16 protein-coding genes are annotated in these 14,858 nt (G+C 64.8%); 8 read left to right on the top strand and 8 right to left on the bottom strand.

What is annotated here, in order from left to right; translation table 11 throughout:
- Positions 1–5 precede the first annotated feature (5 nt).
- Positions 6–1,061, bottom strand: a complete 1,056-nt coding sequence (gene hrcA, locus JHW45_RS00455; RefSeq protein WP_272859024.1) for a heat-inducible transcriptional repressor HrcA — start codon at positions 1,059–1,061, stop codon at positions 6–8.
- A gap of 72 nt (positions 1,062–1,133) precedes the next feature.
- Between hrcA and rph the strand changes: the two genes are divergently transcribed.
- The 4 genes from rph to JHW45_RS00435 are packed head-to-tail and all read left to right on the top strand — an operon-like array spanning position 1,134 to position 4,012.
- Positions 1,134–1,847: a ribonuclease PH gene (gene rph / locus JHW45_RS00450; protein WP_272859023.1), complete on the top strand. Its 714-nt coding sequence runs from the start codon at positions 1,134–1,136 to the stop codon at positions 1,845–1,847.
- A complete protein-coding gene (gene rdgB / locus JHW45_RS00445; protein WP_272859022.1) occupies positions 1,844–2,452 on the top strand; it encodes an RdgB/HAM1 family non-canonical purine NTP pyrophosphatase in 609 nt (202 codons plus the stop codon). Before rph ends, rdgB begins: the two co-directional genes overlap by 4 nt.
- Entirely contained in the window at positions 2,445–3,650 is a 1,206-nt protein-coding gene (gene hemW, locus JHW45_RS00440) for a radical SAM family heme chaperone HemW (protein ID WP_272859021.1), read from the top strand. The genes rdgB and hemW overlap by 8 nt, the downstream gene beginning before the upstream one ends.
- A gap of 2 nt (positions 3,651–3,652) precedes the next feature.
- Complete coding sequence (locus JHW45_RS00435; RefSeq protein ID WP_272859020.1) at positions 3,653–4,012, top strand: YbaN family protein; 360 nt, start codon at positions 3,653–3,655, stop codon at positions 4,010–4,012.
- Positions 4,013–4,047: 35 nt separating this feature from the next.
- On the opposite strand, the gene JHW45_RS00430 is transcribed toward JHW45_RS00435, so the two are convergent.
- The 7 genes from JHW45_RS00430 to JHW45_RS00400 all read right to left on the bottom strand — a co-directional run bounded on the left by JHW45_RS00430 (position 4,048) and on the right by JHW45_RS00400 (position 11,310).
- Positions 4,048–4,941: a ParB/RepB/Spo0J family partition protein gene (locus tag JHW45_RS00430; protein ID WP_272859019.1), complete on the bottom strand. Its 894-nt coding sequence runs from the start codon at positions 4,939–4,941 to the stop codon at positions 4,048–4,050.
- A 3-nt stretch (positions 4,942–4,944) separates the two neighbouring features.
- Positions 4,945–5,730: a ParA family protein gene (locus JHW45_RS00425; protein ID WP_272859018.1), complete on the bottom strand. Its 786-nt coding sequence runs from the start codon at positions 5,728–5,730 to the stop codon at positions 4,945–4,947.
- Positions 5,723–6,319, bottom strand: a complete 597-nt coding sequence (rsmG, locus tag JHW45_RS00420) for a 16S rRNA (guanine(527)-N(7))-methyltransferase RsmG (protein ID WP_272859017.1) — start codon at positions 6,317–6,319, stop codon at positions 5,723–5,725. Before rsmG ends, JHW45_RS00425 begins: the two co-directional genes overlap by 8 nt.
- Positions 6,316–8,175 carry a tRNA uridine-5-carboxymethylaminomethyl(34) synthesis enzyme MnmG gene (gene mnmG, locus JHW45_RS00415; RefSeq protein ID WP_272859016.1) on the bottom strand — a complete coding sequence of 620 codons (1,860 nt, stop codon included), beginning with the start codon at positions 8,173–8,175 and terminating at the stop codon, positions 6,316–6,318. Before mnmG ends, rsmG begins: the two co-directional genes overlap by 4 nt.
- Positions 8,176–8,187: 12 nt before the next feature.
- Positions 8,188–9,453: a tRNA uridine-5-carboxymethylaminomethyl(34) synthesis GTPase MnmE gene (gene mnmE, locus JHW45_RS00410; protein WP_272859015.1), complete on the bottom strand. Its 1,266-nt coding sequence runs from the start codon at positions 9,451–9,453 to the stop codon at positions 8,188–8,190.
- Between the two features lie 10 nt (positions 9,454–9,463).
- Positions 9,464–10,735 (bottom strand): transcription termination factor Rho, encoded by a 1,272-nt coding sequence (gene rho, locus JHW45_RS00405; protein ID WP_272859014.1) that lies wholly within the window; start codon positions 10,733–10,735, stop codon positions 9,464–9,466.
- Positions 10,736–10,863: 128 nt separating this feature from the next.
- Positions 10,864–11,310 carry a CopD family protein gene (locus JHW45_RS00400; protein WP_272859013.1) on the bottom strand — a complete coding sequence of 149 codons (447 nt, stop codon included), beginning with the start codon at positions 11,308–11,310 and terminating at the stop codon, positions 10,864–10,866.
- Between the two features lie 477 nt (positions 11,311–11,787).
- On the opposite strand from JHW45_RS00400, the gene JHW45_RS00395 reads away from it, so the two are divergent.
- The 4 genes from JHW45_RS00395 to JHW45_RS00380 all read left to right on the top strand — a co-directional run bounded on the left by JHW45_RS00395 (position 11,788) and on the right by JHW45_RS00380 (position 14,856).
- Entirely contained in the window at positions 11,788–12,642 is an 855-nt protein-coding gene (locus JHW45_RS00395; RefSeq protein ID WP_272859012.1) for a shikimate dehydrogenase, read from the top strand.
- Positions 12,639–13,223 (top strand): dephospho-CoA kinase, encoded by a 585-nt coding sequence (gene coaE / locus JHW45_RS00390; RefSeq protein WP_272859011.1) that lies wholly within the window; start codon positions 12,639–12,641, stop codon positions 13,221–13,223. Before JHW45_RS00395 ends, coaE begins: the two co-directional genes overlap by 4 nt.
- Positions 13,216–13,920 (top strand): DNA polymerase III subunit epsilon, encoded by a 705-nt coding sequence (dnaQ, locus tag JHW45_RS00385; protein ID WP_272859010.1) that lies wholly within the window; start codon positions 13,216–13,218, stop codon positions 13,918–13,920. Before coaE ends, dnaQ begins: the two co-directional genes overlap by 8 nt.
- A gap of 63 nt (positions 13,921–13,983) precedes the next feature.
- Positions 13,984–14,856: a YihY/virulence factor BrkB family protein gene (locus JHW45_RS00380; RefSeq protein WP_272859009.1), complete on the top strand. Its 873-nt coding sequence runs from the start codon at positions 13,984–13,986 to the stop codon at positions 14,854–14,856.
- Positions 14,857–14,858 lie beyond the last annotated feature (2 nt).

The following is a 14,858-nucleotide window of genomic DNA, read 5'->3' as shown; positions in this document are numbered from 1 at the left end:
CAAACTCATCCTTTCCGGCCGGACAAGACCCGGCCGACCAGCTGCGCGGTGTAATCGACGATCGGCACGATCCGGCCATAGTTCAGCCGTGTCGGTCCGATCACGCCCACCGCACCCACAATCTTTCGGTCGGCATTCATATAGGGAGAAACTACCAAAGCGGAACCCGAAAGCGAGAAAAGCTTGTTTTCCGATCCGATGAAGATGCGCACGCCATCGCCGCTTTCGGTCAGTTCCAGAAATTCGACGATGTCGCGCTTGCGTTCCAGATCGTCGAACAGCACCCGGATCCGGTCCAGATCGGCCGCCTCGCGTTCCAGCAGATTGGCGCGGCCGCGCACGATCAGGCGCGGATCGGCCGTCTCGCCGTCCCACAGCGCCAGCCCGGATTCGACCAGCTCGGCCGCCAGCACGTCCAGCTCGCGCCGCTTGGCGGCGATCTGCTGGCCGATCTGGGACCGCAATTCGGCCAGCGTCCGGCCCTCGGCCATCGCGTTCAGGAAGTTGCCGGCCTCGCGCATGGACGAGGGTGTCTGACCGGGCGGCGGCGTAAAGATGCGGTTTTCGACATGGCCGTCGGCAAAGACCAGCACCACCAGCGCGCGGTCGGGCGCCAGGCTGACGAATTCGATATGGCGGATCGGCGCCTCGTGTTTCGGCATCAGCACCAGCGATGCGCCGCGGGTGATCGAGCTGAGCGCGGTGCTGACCCGGTCCAGCAACAGCCCGGTGTCGGGATCGTCGTTGCCCAGCGTCTGGTCGATGGCGGCGCGGTCGGTGGGGGCGACGGTGTCGATCTCCATCATGCCGTCCACGAACAGCCGCAGCCCCATCTGCGACGGCAGCCGCCCGGCCGAGACATGCGGGCTGTCCAGCAGCCCCATGAATTCCAGATCCTGCATCACGTTGCGGATCGTCGCCGCGCTGACCTTTTCCGACAGCGCCCGCGACAGGGTCCGCGACCCCACCGGCTCACCCGTTTCCAGATAGGTCTCGACCACCCGGCGAAACACCTCGCGGGAGCGGTCGTTGAGTTCCGAAAGCAGCGATTCCTGGCTCATATCCCTCACGGGCTTGCGTGACCGGGGCGCGGCCCTGTATCTGGCAGCCAGATCTTAGCGAAAGGATGCCAGATGCGCCCCTCAGGCCGGAATCTAAGCCAAATGCGCCCGATTTCAATCGAAACCGGGGTGATGCGGCACGCAGAGGGGTCCTGTCTGATCCGCTGCGGCGACACGCATGTCCTGTGTTCGGCCAGTATCGAGGACAATCCGCCGCGTTTCCTGAAGGGCACCGGGCTTGGCTGGGTCACGGCCGAATACGGAATGCTGCCGCGCGCCACCAACACCCGCAACCGGCGCGAGGCCGCGCAGGGCAAGCAATCGGGCCGCACGCAAGAGATCCAGCGCCTGATCGGGCGCAGCCTGCGCGCGGGCATCGACCGCGTGGCATTGGGCGAACGCCAGATCACCGTCGACTGCGACGTGATCCAGGCCGATGGCGGCACGCGCTGCGCCGCGATCACCGGGGGCTGGGTCGCGCTGCGCCTGGCCGTGAACAAGCTGATCAAGGCCGGCGCGGTCACCGGCGATCCGATCATGGATCACGTGGCCGCGGTCAGCTGCGGCATCTATGCCGGCCAGCCGGTGGTCGATCTGGACTATGCCGAGGACAGCGAGGCCGGCACGGACGGCAATTTCGTGATGACCGGCAAGCCCCGGCTGATCGAGGTGCAGATGTCGGCCGAGGGCGCGACCTTCAGCCGCGACGAGATGGGGCAGCTTCTGGACCTGGCCGAAAGCGGGATTGCGGATCTGGTCGCGGCGCAGAAGGCGGCGCTTGCATGAGGCGGTTTGCCGAAAAACGCCTGCTGGTCGCGACCCATAACGCCGGCAAGCTGGCCGAGATGCGGGCGCTGCTGGCACCTTACGGCGTCGAGGCGGTCGGCGCGGCCGAGGCCGGGCTGGACGAGCCGGCCGAGACCGAGGACAGTTTCGTCGGCAATGCCCGGATCAAGGCGCGCGCGGCGGTGACGGCGACGGGTTTGCCCGCGCTGGCCGATGACAGCGGCATCTGCGTCGATGCGCTGGACGGCGCGCCGGGCGTGCACACCGCCGACTGGGCCGAGACCGGACAGGGCCGGGATTTCAGCGTGGCGATGGCGCGGACATGGGAAAGGCTGGAGGCCGCGAACGCGCCCCAGCCGCGCCGCGCCCAGTTCCGCTGCACCCTGGTGCTGATGTGGCCCGACGGGCATGACGAGGTGTTCGAAGGCGTCCTGCCGGGGCAGGTCGTCTGGCCGCCGCGCGGCGCCGAGGGGCACGGATACGATCCGATCTTCATGCCGGACGGCCACCAGCAGACATTGGCCGAGATGTCGGCCGAGCAGAAGAACAGCCTCAGCCATCGCGCGCTTGCCGTGAATCGCATGATCGGGGCCTGTTTTGCCTGACCCCCTGCCCGACAATTCCTGCGCCGCAATCGGCGCAGCCGCGCCCGACGACTGGCGCGACGGCGGGTTCGGGCTTTACGTGCATTGGCCGTTCTGCGCGGCGAAATGCCCTTACTGCGACTTCAACAGCCATGTCACGGACCGGATCGACCAGTCCCGATGGGCCGCGGCCCTGTCGTCCGAGATCGCGCGTCTGGGCGACGAATTGCCGGGCCGGCATCTGGGCAGCATCTTTTTCGGCGGCGGTACGCCGTCCTTGATGCTGCCCGAGACGGTGGACACGGTGCTGCGCGCCGCGCGGGCGGCGTGGGGTTTTGCCAACGATATCGAGATCACGCTTGAGGCCAATCCGACCAGCGTCGAAAAGACCCGCTTTGCGGGTTATGCCGAGGCGGGCGTGAACCGGCTGTCGATGGGCGTGCAGGCGCTGAACGACGACGATCTGCGGCGTCTGGGGCGGCTGCATTCGGTCGCGGAGGCGCGGGCGGCGTTCGATGTCGCGCGCGACAGTTTCGCGCGGGTCAGCTTTGATCTGATCTATGCGCGCCAGAACCAGAGCCGCGATGACTGGCGCGCCGAATTGAGCGAGGCGTTTTCGATGGCGGTCGATCATCTGTCGCTGTATCAGCTGACCATCGAGCCGGACACCGCCTTCGGCGCGCGGGCGGCGGCGGGCCGGCTGCGCGATCTGCCCGACGACGATCTGGCTGCGGACATGTATCTGGACACGCAGGATATTTGCGCGGGCGCGGGCATGGCGGGCTATGAAACCTCGAATCACGCAGCGGCGGACGCGGAAAGCCGGCACAACCTGATCTATTGGCGGCAGGGTGACTGGGCCGCCGTGGGCCCCGGCGCGCATGGGCGCATCACCCTGCCGCAGGGCCGCCACGCCACCGAGGCCCATCGGATGCCCGGTGAATGGCTGCACGCGGTCGAGCGCGACGGAACGGGCGAGTCGCTGCGGACGTTCCTTCCCCCGGATGAGCAGGCCTTGGAGTATCTGTTGATGTCGATGCGGCTGGCCGAAGGCATGGACGAGGCGCGTTATGCGCGCTTGGCCGGTGTGCCCTTGTCCGCACGCGCCGTCGCGGAGCTGGAGGAGCTGGGCATGGTGCGCCGCGATGCGGGGCGGCTGGCCGCGACCCGAACCGGGCGGCCGGTCCTGAACGCGATCCTGCGGCAGCTTGCGGCCTGACCATGCGCCGTGTCTGGTTCGCCCTCGGCGCGCTGTTTCTGGGGCTGGCCATCATCGGCATCGCGCTGCCGGTGATGCCGACCGTTCCCTTTCTGCTGGTGGCGGCCTGGGCATTCGCGCGCAGCTCTCCGCGGCTGCGCCAGAAGATCATGGATCATCCCACCTACGGCCCGCCCGTTCGCGCCTGGCAAGAGCGGGGGGCGATCAGCCGGCCCGCAAAGATCTGGGCGCTTGGCGCGATGACGGCCGGCGTCGTCTTCACCTGGTGGTTGGGTCTGCCGTTGTGGATCGTCGGCGGACAGGCGGCGGTGTGCACGGCTGTCGGCATATATGTGGCCAGCCGGCCCGAAGTAAGATACTAGATATAGTGTTTCTCGCCCGATAGATCCCACATGTATCAGTTGTGGCCGCCCAGAAGCTGGCACAGCCGGTCAAGCTGATCGAGGTCGCGATAGGTGATGGAGACGGTTCCGCCATCCATCCCGGCGTGGTTGATCGAGACGGCCATTTTCAGTTGCGCGGACAGATCCGATTCCAGGGCGCGGGTATCGGCGTCCTTCTCGGCCCGCCGGGTTGACGGCCTGCGCGGCGCCGATTCGGGCTGCGCCTGCCTGCGCACCAGATCTTCGGTTTCGCGGACGGACATGCCCTTTTCGATTACCTTGCGGGCAAGAAGGCCGGGATTCGACGCAGTGATCAGGGCGCGGGCGTGACCGGCCGACAGCTTGCCGTCCTTGACCAGATCCTGAACCGGATCGGGCAGGTTCAGCAGTCGAAGAAGATTGGCGATGTGGCTGCGGCTTTTGTTCAGCGCCTCGGCCAGTCTTTCCTGCGTATGGCCAAAGCGATCCATCAATTGCCGAAAAGACGCCGCCTCTTCGATCGCGTTCAGGTCGGCGCGCTGGATATTTTCGATGATCGCGACTTCCAGAACCTCGGTATCGGACAAATCGCGGATAATGACCGGCAGTTCGTGCAGCTGCGCCATCTGCGCCGCGCGCCACCGCCGTTCGCCAGCGACGATCTGATACAGGCCGTCATCGGCCGGATGCGGACGCACGATCAGGGGCTGAAGTACGCCGCGAGTCTTCAGCGAATCGGCAAGTTCTTGCAAAGCCTGCGGATCGAAACTGCGGCGCGGCTGATCGGGGTTCGCGGTCAGCTGTTCGATCGGGATCATCGTACGATCGCGTCCGGCGGTCTCGGCCGCCGGCGTGGACAATTCGACATCGGCCATCAGCGCCGAAAGGCCGCGGCCCAGTCCGCGCTTGGCGGTTTTGCTGTCGGACATGGTTCAGACCTCTTCCGCGACCAGGTTGAGACGCGCCGCGAACTCGGCGGCGAATTTGCGATAGGCGATGCTGCCCTTGGATGCAGGATCGTAGTCCAGGACGGGTTGGGCGTGGGACGGCGCCTCGGACACGCGCACATTCCGCGGAATGACGGTGGGATAGACCAGATCTGCCAGTGTGGCGCGCGCATCCGCCTCGACCTGTTGCGACAGGTTGTTGCGGTAATCTGACATGGTCAGCAGCACCCCGTTGATGCGCAGATCGGGATTCGCCGTCTGACGCACCTGCTTGACGGTCGTCAGCAGCTGCGACAACCCCTCCAGCGCATAGAACTCAGCCTGCAAGGGCACCAGAACGCTGTCTGCGGCCACCATCGCGTTGACCGTCAGCAGGCCAAGGGCGGGAGGACAGTCGATCAGGATGATGCTGCCCTTGGGCGCCCGGTCCAGCTTGCGACGCAGAAGGCGCGTCCGTTCGGTCGTCTGAGACAGTTCGACATCGGCCGAAGAGAGATCCGGGGTGGCGGGCACGATCTGCAACAGGGGGACATCTGTGTCGATGGCGCATTCGGACAGAGACTCCGGGCCTGCAAGCAGGTCATAGACGGTGCGCTGTCGACGTTCCGCATCGATGCCCAGCCCGGTCGAGGCATTGCCCTGCGGATCGAGGTCGATGAGGATGGTCGGATGGCCTGCCTGCGCAAGCGCCGCACCCAGATTGATCGCCGTGGTCGTCTTGCCGACCCCGCCCTTCTGGTTGGCGATGGCCACGATATTGCGATCAGACATGGGAGACTCCGCTGATATTGATGATGGCGGCTCCGGACTTTGTCGCGCTTGGAAACACGTCGGCGGTAAAGTTCCAGTGCTTCCGCGCCTCGGCGACCTCGGATCGCCATTGTTCGCCCTTCATCAGCCAAGCCCGCCCGTCAATCGCCAGATGCCTGTCCAGATATGCCATAAGGCGGGGCAGCGGGGCAAGCGCCCGTGCGGATATGTGATCGGCTTTCAGGGGTTCCAGCGCTTCGATGCGCGAAGAAAGGACAGTTGTGTCGGCAAGATCCAGCTGCCGGATCGCGGTGCGCAGGAATGCGGCCTTGCGCTGATCGCTTTCCACCAAGGTGAACCGGATCGCGCGACCTTGAAATGCAATGGCCACGACCAGACCGGGCAGGCCGCCGCCGCTGCCAAGATCGGCCCAAAGGCCGGACACGGGCTTCGCGTGGTGTGCGATTTGCAGGCAGTCGTCGATGTGGCGTTGGCGCAGATCCGGGAGCGTCGCCGGCGCCACGAGGTTGATGCGCGGGTTCCACTTTCGAATCAGCGCCGCATAATCGTCCAGCCGTTCCTCTGTTTCACGTGAAACATCGATGGTCATGCGGAGCGGCGCTTTGCCAGTCGCGCCAGCGCCACCAGCAGCGTCAGCGCCGCCGGTGTCATCCCCTCGATCCGCGATGCCGCGGCCAGCGTAGTCGGTCGCGCCTCGGCCAGCTTCACGCGAAGTTCGGAGGAAAGGCCGGAGACTGAGGTATAATCGAGGTCCGACGGCAGTTCGATGGCCTCATCAGCGCGCAGCACGGCAGCGTCACGTGCCTGGCGATCGCTGTATTGATGGTAAAGCGCGTCGTTGCGCAGCTGTTGCAGTGTATCGTCAGGGAATCTACGAAGTTCTGGTGCCAGCGAGTAAAGGAGCACTTCGTCCACGGTGTCCGTTCCCAGCAGCGTGAAGACAGACCTTGCCTGTCCATCCAGACGGACATGGACGCCGAAATTCTGAAGCTGACTGGGCGAAAACGTCCGCTGTTCTGCCACGGCGCGGGCTTCAACATAGGCGGCCTGACGCCGCCCGAAGCTTTCGCGCCGCGCCTCGCTGACGCAGCCCAGATCCATCGCCACGGGCGTCAGGCGCTGATCGGCATTATCCGCCCGCAGGGTCAGTCGAAACTCAGCGCGCGATGTGAACATGCGATACGGTTCGGTCACCCCGTTCGTGGTGAGGTCGTCGATCATCACCCCGATATAGCTGTCGGTCCTGCTGAACGCGGCCGGCGCGCTGCCTTTCACCCGAAGCGCGGCATTCAGCCCGGCCACTAAGCCCTGGGCGGCAGCCTCTTCATAGCCCGTGGTGCCGTTGATCTGCCCGGCAAGATAGAGACCCTCGACATCGCGAAGCTTCAGCGTCTGATCCAGCGCGCGCGGGTCGACATAGTCATACTCGACGGCGTATCCAGGCTGAACGATCTGTGCGTTTTCCAGGCCGACGATTGAACGGATATATTCCGTTTGAATGTCGGCCGGCAGCGAGGTCGAGATCCCGTTCGGATAGACGGTATCATCGCCCAGCCCTTCCGGCTCCAGAAAGATCTGATGTGACGACTTATCCGGAAAGCGAACGACCTTATCCTCGATCGAGGGACAATAACGCGGCCCGCGCCCCGAGATCTGTCCGCCATACATGGCAGAGCGCGTCAGATTTTCTCGGATGATCCGATGCGTGTCGGGGTTCGTATGAGTGATCGCGCAGGAAATCTGCGGCGCGACCGGGGTTGAGCTGAGATACGAGAACATCGTCGGGCTGTCGTCGCCCGGCTGTTTTTCAAGACGGTCCCAGTCGATGCTGCGGCCCGACAGGCGCGGCGGCGTGCCGGTCTTCAGCCGGCCCAGCGGCAGGTCGAAACGCAGCAGAGAGGCCGCAAGATTTCTGGACGCAGCGTTTCCCCAGCGCCCGGCAGCCCGACTTTCGTCACCTATATGGATGATCCCATTGAGGAACGTTCCGGTCGTCAGCACCACCGCGTCCGAAAGCAGGGCCGTCCCATCCGCCAGCACAACTCCATGAACAGAGGTGCCGTCGCTTGTCAGCTCCGCGACCTCGCCATAGATCAGCGTCAGGTTGTCGTGACGCGACAGAAAATCGCTCGCGGCCGCGCGATAGAGTCGCCGATCCATCTGCGCGCGCGGACCTTGGACGGCCGGCCCCTTGCGACGGTTCAGCAGCCGAAACTGAATGCCAGCGCTATCCGCAAGACGACCCATCGCACCGTCCATCGCGTCGATCTCTCGCACCAGATGGCCTTTTCCAAGCCCTCCGATCGCCGGGTTGCAGGACAAGGCTCCCAGATCGTCCTTTTGCATCGTCACCAGCGCCGTCCTGACGCCCATCCGCGCAGCCGCCGACGCGGCCTCGGTCCCCGCGTGCCCGCCTCCTGTGACAATGACATCAAAATGTTTCACGTGAAACACCTTTCATTTTCCGACGCAGAATTGCGCGAATATGACATCCAGATAATCTTCCGCGCCGATTCTGCCAAGCAGCCTATCCAACGAAGCAGAGACTTGACGAATCGCCTCGGCAATCAACTCCGGCGGCTGGCCACCGACCCCCGTCAGCGCCCGGCGCGCATCATCCAGCGCCCTCACCTGCCGCTCATGGCTGAACAGACCGGCACCGGCAGTTCGCGCCCGCAGGGCCGCATCCAGCGCGGCAAGCAGTTCGGAAACTCCTTCGCCGGTCATCGAAGACACTGGTAGACCGGTTCCGCCATCGGCCAGATCGGATTTGCTGCGCACCACCAGATCGCCGTCCGACCACAACTCCCCGTCCAGGTCCCCCGATGGCGACACATGAACCCGGATATCCGCCGCGCGGGCGCGTTGCCTGGCGCGGGACACGCCCAGGCCTTCGACGTGATCGCTGGTGTCGCGCAACCCGGCCGTGTCCAGCAGCGTCACGGCGATCCCATTCAGATCGATGCGCAACTCGATCACATCCCGCGTCGTCCCTGCGATCTCGGAAACTAGCGCAACCTCGCGCCGTGCGATCCTGTTGATCAGGCTGGACTTCCCTGCATTCGGCGCACCGATAATCGCGACCTCAAAGCCCGATCGCAGCCGTTCAGCCGCGGGGAATCCATCAAGCTGCCGGTCCAGATCGGCGCGCAGCTGCGCCAGCAGATCGAAAACCTCCGATGGCACCTCATCGGGAATATCCTCATCCGCGAAATCCACGCTGGCCTCGACCAACGCCCCGGCCCGGATCAGCAGGGCGCGCCATTCGTCGGCCTTCCGGCTCAACTCACCCCCCGCCGCGCGCAGCGCAAGCCGCCGCTGCGCCTCCGTCTCGGCCTCCAGAAGATCGCCCAGCCCTTCGACCTCGGCCAGATCCAGGCGCCCGTTCAAAAATGCGCGCCGCGTAAACTCGCCGGCCTCGGCCTGACGCAGGCCGCGATCCAGAAGGGCCCGGGTCAGCCGCCGCACGATGACCGGTGCGCCGTGCAGATGCAGCTCCGCGACCTCTTCGCCGGTGAAGCTCGACCCGGCCTCGAACCACATCACCAGCGCCCGGTCCAGCTCCTCCCCTTCGCAGGTCAGAACCCGGAAATAGGCGTGGCGGGCGCGCGGCAGCGGACCGGCCAACCGCTCCGCCGCCTGTCGCGCACCCGCGCCGCTGATGCGAACGACCGAGACGCCCCCCCGCCCGGGCGGGGTGGCTTCGGCAAACACAAGCTCCATCACGTCCCCGTTAGGCGTTCATCGAGTCGAAGAACTCGGCATTCGTCTTTGTCTGCTTCAGCTTGGAAATCAGGAACTCGACGGCATCGGTCGTGCCCATCGGATTCAGGATCCGGCGCAGCAGATAGGTCTTTTGCAGATCCTTCGCATCGACCAGCAATTCTTCCTTCCGCGTCCCGGATTTGAGGATATCCATCGCCGGGAAGACGCGCTTGTCGGCGACCTTGCGGTCCAGCACGATCTCGCTGTTGCCGGTGCCCTTGAATTCCTCGAAAATGACCTCGTCCATCCGCGACCCGGTGTCGATCAGCGCCGTGGCGATGATGGTCAGCGAACCGCCCTCTTCGATGTTCCGCGCCGCGCCGAAGAACCGCTTGGGCCGTTGCAGTGCGTTCGCGTCGACGCCGCCCGTCAGAACCTTGCCGGAACTTGGCACGACCGTGTTGAACGCCCTACCAAGTCTGGTGATCGAATCCAGAAGAATAACAACATCTCGCTTATGCTCGACCAGACGCTTGGCTTTTTCGATCACCATTTCACTGACGGCGACGTGCCGGCTGGCCGGTTCGTCGAAGGTCGAGGAAATGACCTCGCCGCGCACGCTGCGCTGCATGTCGGTCACTTCTTCGGGGCGTTCGTCGATCAGCAGCACGATCAGATAGCATTCGGGATGGTTGCGCTCGATCGAATGGGCGATGTTCTGCAACAGCACCGTCTTGCCCGTGCGCGGCGGCGCCACGATCAGGGAACGCTGACCCTTGCCGATCGGGGCGACCAGATCGATGATCCGTGCGCTGCGATCCTTGATCGTCGGGTCCTCGATTTCCATGTTCAGCCGCTCATCGGGATACAGCGGCGTCAGGTTGTCGAAGGCGACCTTGTGGCGCGCCTTGGCGGGATCTTCGAAGTTGATCTTCTCGACCTTGGTCAGCGCGAAATAACGTTCGTTCTCGCCGGGTGCACGGATCACGCCCTCGACGCTGTCGCCGGTGCGCAGGGCGTGCAGACGGATCATGTCGGGGCTGACATAGATGTCGTCGGGGCCGGGCAGATAGTTCGCCTCGGTCGAGCGCAGGAAGCCAAAGCCGTCCTGCACGACCTCCAACACGCCTTCGCCGCCGATGTCCCAGCCTTCTTCCGCATGCTCTTTCAGGATCGAGAACATCATCTCGCCCTTGCGCATGGTCGAGGCGTTCTCGATTTCCCATTCCTCTGCCATCGACAGCAGGTCGGCAGGGCTTTTCGCCTTCAGTTCAGACAGGTTGAGGCGATCTTCGCTCATGGTATACTCACCCAAACGCCGCAGCAGAGACACGGCTTCCAGAAACGTCATAACGGGGATTCCCGCGCCGGACGGCCGGGGTTCCGCGCCAGATAGGACCGAATCCGGCCTGAGTCAATGCGCAGCGGTCAGTATTTGACGATCACCGACAACACGATGACGATCATCAGCAGCGTCGGAACCTCGTTCATTATCCTGTATCGACGGCCCGCCTGCGTCTTTCCCGCCTTCATCCGCATCCGTTCGGACCCGCACCACAGATGAAACCAGGTCATCGCCAGCACGCTGGCGGCCTTGACCCACGGCCACAGAAGCGACCAGGCGACGATGCCCGGCGTCAGGACAAGGCACAGCCCGCTCAGCCATGTCGCGATCATGGCCGGGCGCATGATCACGCACAGCAGCTTGTCTTCCATGATGATGAAGCTGCCGACCGGCTCTACCCCAGTCCCGCCGCGCTCGGCGTGATAGACGAACAGGCGCGGCAGATAGAAAAGCCCTGCCATCCACGAAATCACTGCCATGATGTGAAACGCCTTTACATAGGGGTAGAGGCTGGTCAGCAGGTCGGTCATGCAAATCCCTCGTCGGCCATCCTCTTAAATAAGAAGTAAAGAAAAGGGAATGTTGTTGCAGTAGGGGCTGTGGATCGCGGGATTGTGCGGGTTTTGGCCATGTGTTCCACAGTCTGACGGAATGTGGATAGCTGCGGAAAATCGCATAATTTTGTCGGATAATTGTTGCAGTAACAATGGCTTACCGTGTGGATAAATCTGTGGATCAGTTGCGGCATCTTCGCTTTTCCACACAGATACAGCGCCCCGTCCGCGCTTTTTCCACCTGTGGATCGCGGTCCCGCGTTCTGCATCGGTTCCGGCCCGGATCGCGGCTGTTTCGACCGGACCCCCGCTTACCCCCGCCCGCCGCACAGGTTTTTCCCCGGTTTCATCCACAATCGCCGCGACCAGCGGCGAAACCGGGGCGCGGGTCTTTTTTCCGTGCCCGTTGCGGCCTAGTCTGCGCCAATCTTGGGGACAGTCAGGATGTGTTCGATGACCGATGACAGCGTTTCTGCCCGGATCGACCATGCGCCGCTTGCCGGGGTGATCGGCATGCCGGTCGCGCATTCGCGCTCTCCGCTTTTGCACGGGCACTGGCTGCGGCATTACGGACTCGCGGGTCACTACGTGCCGATGCCGGTAATGCCCCAGCATCTGGCCGAAGTGCTGCGCATCCTGCCGCGCGCGGGCTTTGCAGGCGTCAACGTCACCATCCCGCACAAGGAGGCCGTGCTGGCGCTGGCCGATGCCGTCACCGATCGCGCGGCGCTGATCGGGGCGGCGAACACGCTGATCTTTCGCCCCGATGGCGGGATTCACGCCGACAACACAGACGGTTACGGCTTCATCGCCAATCTGATGCAGAACGCGCCGCACTGGCGGCCCGATGCGGGACCGGCCGCCGTGATCGGCGCGGGCGGTGCGGCGCGGGCGGTGGTTGCCTCGCTGCTGGACAGCGGCGTGACCGAATTGCGGATCGCCAACCGCACCCGGCTGCGCGCCGACCGGATCAGGGCTGAATTCGGGACGCGGGTGGTGGTCTATGACTGGGTGCAGGCGGGCCACATGCTGGAAGATGCGGCGACGGTGGTGAACGCGACGGCGCTGGGCATGGACGGCAAACAGGCGCTGCGCGTGCCGCTGGATGCCCTGCCCGACAGCGCGCTGGTCACCGATCTGGTCTATACCCCGCTGATGACGCCGTTCCTGGCCCAGGCGCAGGCGCGCGGCTGTCAGATCGTGGACGGTCTGGGGATGCTGCTGCATCAGGCCGCGCCCGGATTCGAACGCTGGTTCGGACGCCGCCCCGAGGTTGACGAGGAAACCCGTCAGGCGGTTCTGGCATGACCTATCTTCTGGGACTGACCGGCGGCATCGGCATGGGAAAATCCACGACCGCGCAGATGTTTCGCGATCTGGGCCACCCGGTCTGGGACGCGGATGAGGCGGTGCATCGGCTGTATGCCGCAGGCGGGGCGGCGGTGGCGCCGGTCGCGGCCGCCTTTCCCGACGCGCTGCGCGAGGGCGCGATCGACCGCACCGCGCTGAAGGCCGCGCTGGCATCCGATCCCCGCGCGTTGGCTCGGCTTGAACGGATCGTGCATCCGCTGGTCGCCGCCGACCGCATGGACTTTATCGAGCGGCACCGGGACCGCGATCTGGTGATCCTCGATATTCCCTTGCTGTTCGAAGGCGGCTATCAGGATCAGGTGGACGGGGTCGCCGTGGTCTCGACCGATGCCGAGAGGCAGCGACAGCGCGTTCTGGCGCGCCCCGGAATGACCGAAGAGACATTTCAGATGATCCTGGCCCGCCAGATGCCCGACACGGAAAAACGCGCCCGCGCCGACTGGATCATCCCCACCGACACGCTGGAGGCGGCGCGCGCGGCGGTCGAACGGATCTGCACCGAGGTCAGCAATGCGTGAAATCGTGCTGGATACGGAAACCACCGGCTTCGACGCCGACAAAAGCGACCGGATCGTCGAGATCGGGGCGATCGAGCTGATGAACCACCTGCCCACCGGCCGGACCTTTCACGTCTATATCAACCCCGAACGTCCGATGCCGCAAGAGGCGTTCGAGATTCACGGGCTGGGCGACGATTTCCTGCGCGACAAGCCCCGCTTTGCCGAGATTGCGCAGGGTTTCGTCGATTTCATCGCCGAAGATGCCCGGCTGGTAATCCACAACGCCAGTTTCGACATGAAATTCCTGAACGCCGAACTGCGCCGCGCAGGCTTTCCGACCCTGCCATGGAGCCGCGCGCTGGACACGCTGGCGCTTGCGCGCGAGAAATATCCCGGCTCGCCCTCGTCGCTGGATGCGCTGTGCCGGCGGTTCGGCGTCGACAATTCGGGCCGCGACCTGCACGGGGCGCTGCTGGATTCCGAATTGCTGGCCGAGGTGTATCTGGAACTGATCGGCGGCAGGCAACCGGATCTGGTGCTGGACCATCGGCCCGGACAAGCGCACGCGACCGGCGATCCTGCCGCCACCCGCCCGCGCCGCGCGACCCGGCCCGCGCCGCTGGCCCCCCGCATCACCCCGGCCGAGGCGCAGGCCCATGCCGAATTCGTGCAGAAACTGGGCGAGGGGTCGATCTGGGCGCGGCTGATGACATGACGTTGCAGGGTTGCGCCGCGTCGTGGCCCGGCACATGCTGGACCGGACGGCGAAAAGGGACGCATGCTGGATCTTCTTCGAGACATCTGGGGTTTCTGGGCGGCCATCTTCGAACGGATGGACAAGATCCACATGGGTCTGATCGCGGCCGGCGTGGCGTTTTACGCCATGTTCGCGGTCTTTCCCGGTCTGGCCGCCATCATCGCCCTGTGGAGCCTGTGGTTCGATCCCATCGTGATCATGACCTATCTGGACGTGGCGCATGAATTCCTGCCCGACGGCGCGGCCGGGCTGATCGACACGCAGGTCGAATCCCTGACCTCGACCGGGCGGACCAGCATCGGGTGGGCGTCCTTCATCTCGTTCATGGTGGCGACGGTGGCGGCGCGTGCGGGCGTCGATGCGCTGGTGCGCGGGCTGAACGCGGCCTATGGCGTGCGCGGCCATTCGACGATCTTCGGGTTCGTGCTGGCCTATGGGCTGACGCTGGCCATCGTGGGGATCTCGCTGGCCGGGCTGGCGACCATCGTGATCGTGCCGATCCTGCTGAATTATCTGGTCCTCGGCCCGGCCCGCGCCTGGCTGGTGGCGGCGTTGCCGTGGGCGGCGATGTTCACCCTGGTCATCGTCGGGATCGGGGTGCTGTATCGCTATGGCCCGAACGTCAAGACGCCGCGCACCCCGGTCTTTACCTGGGGCGCGCTGTTCGCCGCGATCCTGTGGGCGGCGGCGTCGATGGCGTTCTCGGCCTATCTGGGCAGCTTCAACAGCTATAACCGCATCTATGGCTCGATCGGGACGGTCGTGGCGCTGCTGATGTGGTTCTATCTGGCCGGATTCTCGGTCCTGCTGGGCGCGCTGATCAATGTCGAACTGGCGCGGCGCAATCGTATCCGCGCCGCGCGCCGCGCCCGCGAGGAGGTGGCCGCCGAATAAGG

The sequence above is a fragment of the Paracoccus stylophorae genome (assembly GCF_028553765.1).
In the GTDB taxonomy this organism is placed as follows: Bacteria; Pseudomonadota; Alphaproteobacteria; order Rhodobacterales; family Rhodobacteraceae; genus Paracoccus; species Paracoccus stylophorae.
The sequence above is the reverse complement of the archived record's forward strand: the minus strand, read 5'-3'. Positions and strand labels throughout refer to the sequence as shown.

Coding starts and splice junctions, on each gene's coding strand:
- hrcA (WP_272859024.1), bottom strand. CDS start 1,061: ATGAGCCAGGAATCGCTGCTTTCGGAACTCAACGACCGCTCCCGCGAG.
- rph (WP_272859023.1), top strand. CDS start 1,134: ATGCGCCCCTCAGGCCGGAATCTAAGCCAAATGCGCCCGATTTCAATC.
- rdgB (WP_272859022.1), top strand. CDS start 1,844: ATGAGGCGGTTTGCCGAAAAACGCCTGCTGGTCGCGACCCATAACGCC.
- JHW45_RS00435 (WP_272859020.1), top strand. CDS start 3,653: ATGCGCCGTGTCTGGTTCGCCCTCGGCGCGCTGTTTCTGGGGCTGGCC.
- JHW45_RS00430 (WP_272859019.1), bottom strand. CDS start 4,941: ATGTCCGACAGCAAAACCGCCAAGCGCGGACTGGGCCGCGGCCTTTCG.
- JHW45_RS00425 (WP_272859018.1), bottom strand. CDS start 5,730: ATGTCTGATCGCAATATCGTGGCCATCGCCAACCAGAAGGGCGGGGTC.
- rsmG (WP_272859017.1), bottom strand. CDS start 6,319: ATGACCATCGATGTTTCACGTGAAACAGAGGAACGGCTGGACGATTAT.
- mnmE (WP_272859015.1), bottom strand. CDS start 9,453: ATGGAGCTTGTGTTTGCCGAAGCCACCCCGCCCGGGCGGGGGGGCGTC.
- rho (WP_272859014.1), bottom strand. CDS start 10,735: ATGAGCGAAGATCGCCTCAACCTGTCTGAACTGAAGGCGAAAAGCCCT.
- JHW45_RS00400 (WP_272859013.1), bottom strand. CDS start 11,310: ATGACCGACCTGCTGACCAGCCTCTACCCCTATGTAAAGGCGTTTCAC.
- JHW45_RS00395 (WP_272859012.1), top strand. CDS start 11,788: ATGACCGATGACAGCGTTTCTGCCCGGATCGACCATGCGCCGCTTGCC.
- coaE (WP_272859011.1), top strand. CDS start 12,639: ATGACCTATCTTCTGGGACTGACCGGCGGCATCGGCATGGGAAAATCC.
- dnaQ (WP_272859010.1), top strand. CDS start 13,216: ATGCGTGAAATCGTGCTGGATACGGAAACCACCGGCTTCGACGCCGAC.
- JHW45_RS00380 (WP_272859009.1), top strand. CDS start 13,984: ATGCTGGATCTTCTTCGAGACATCTGGGGTTTCTGGGCGGCCATCTTC.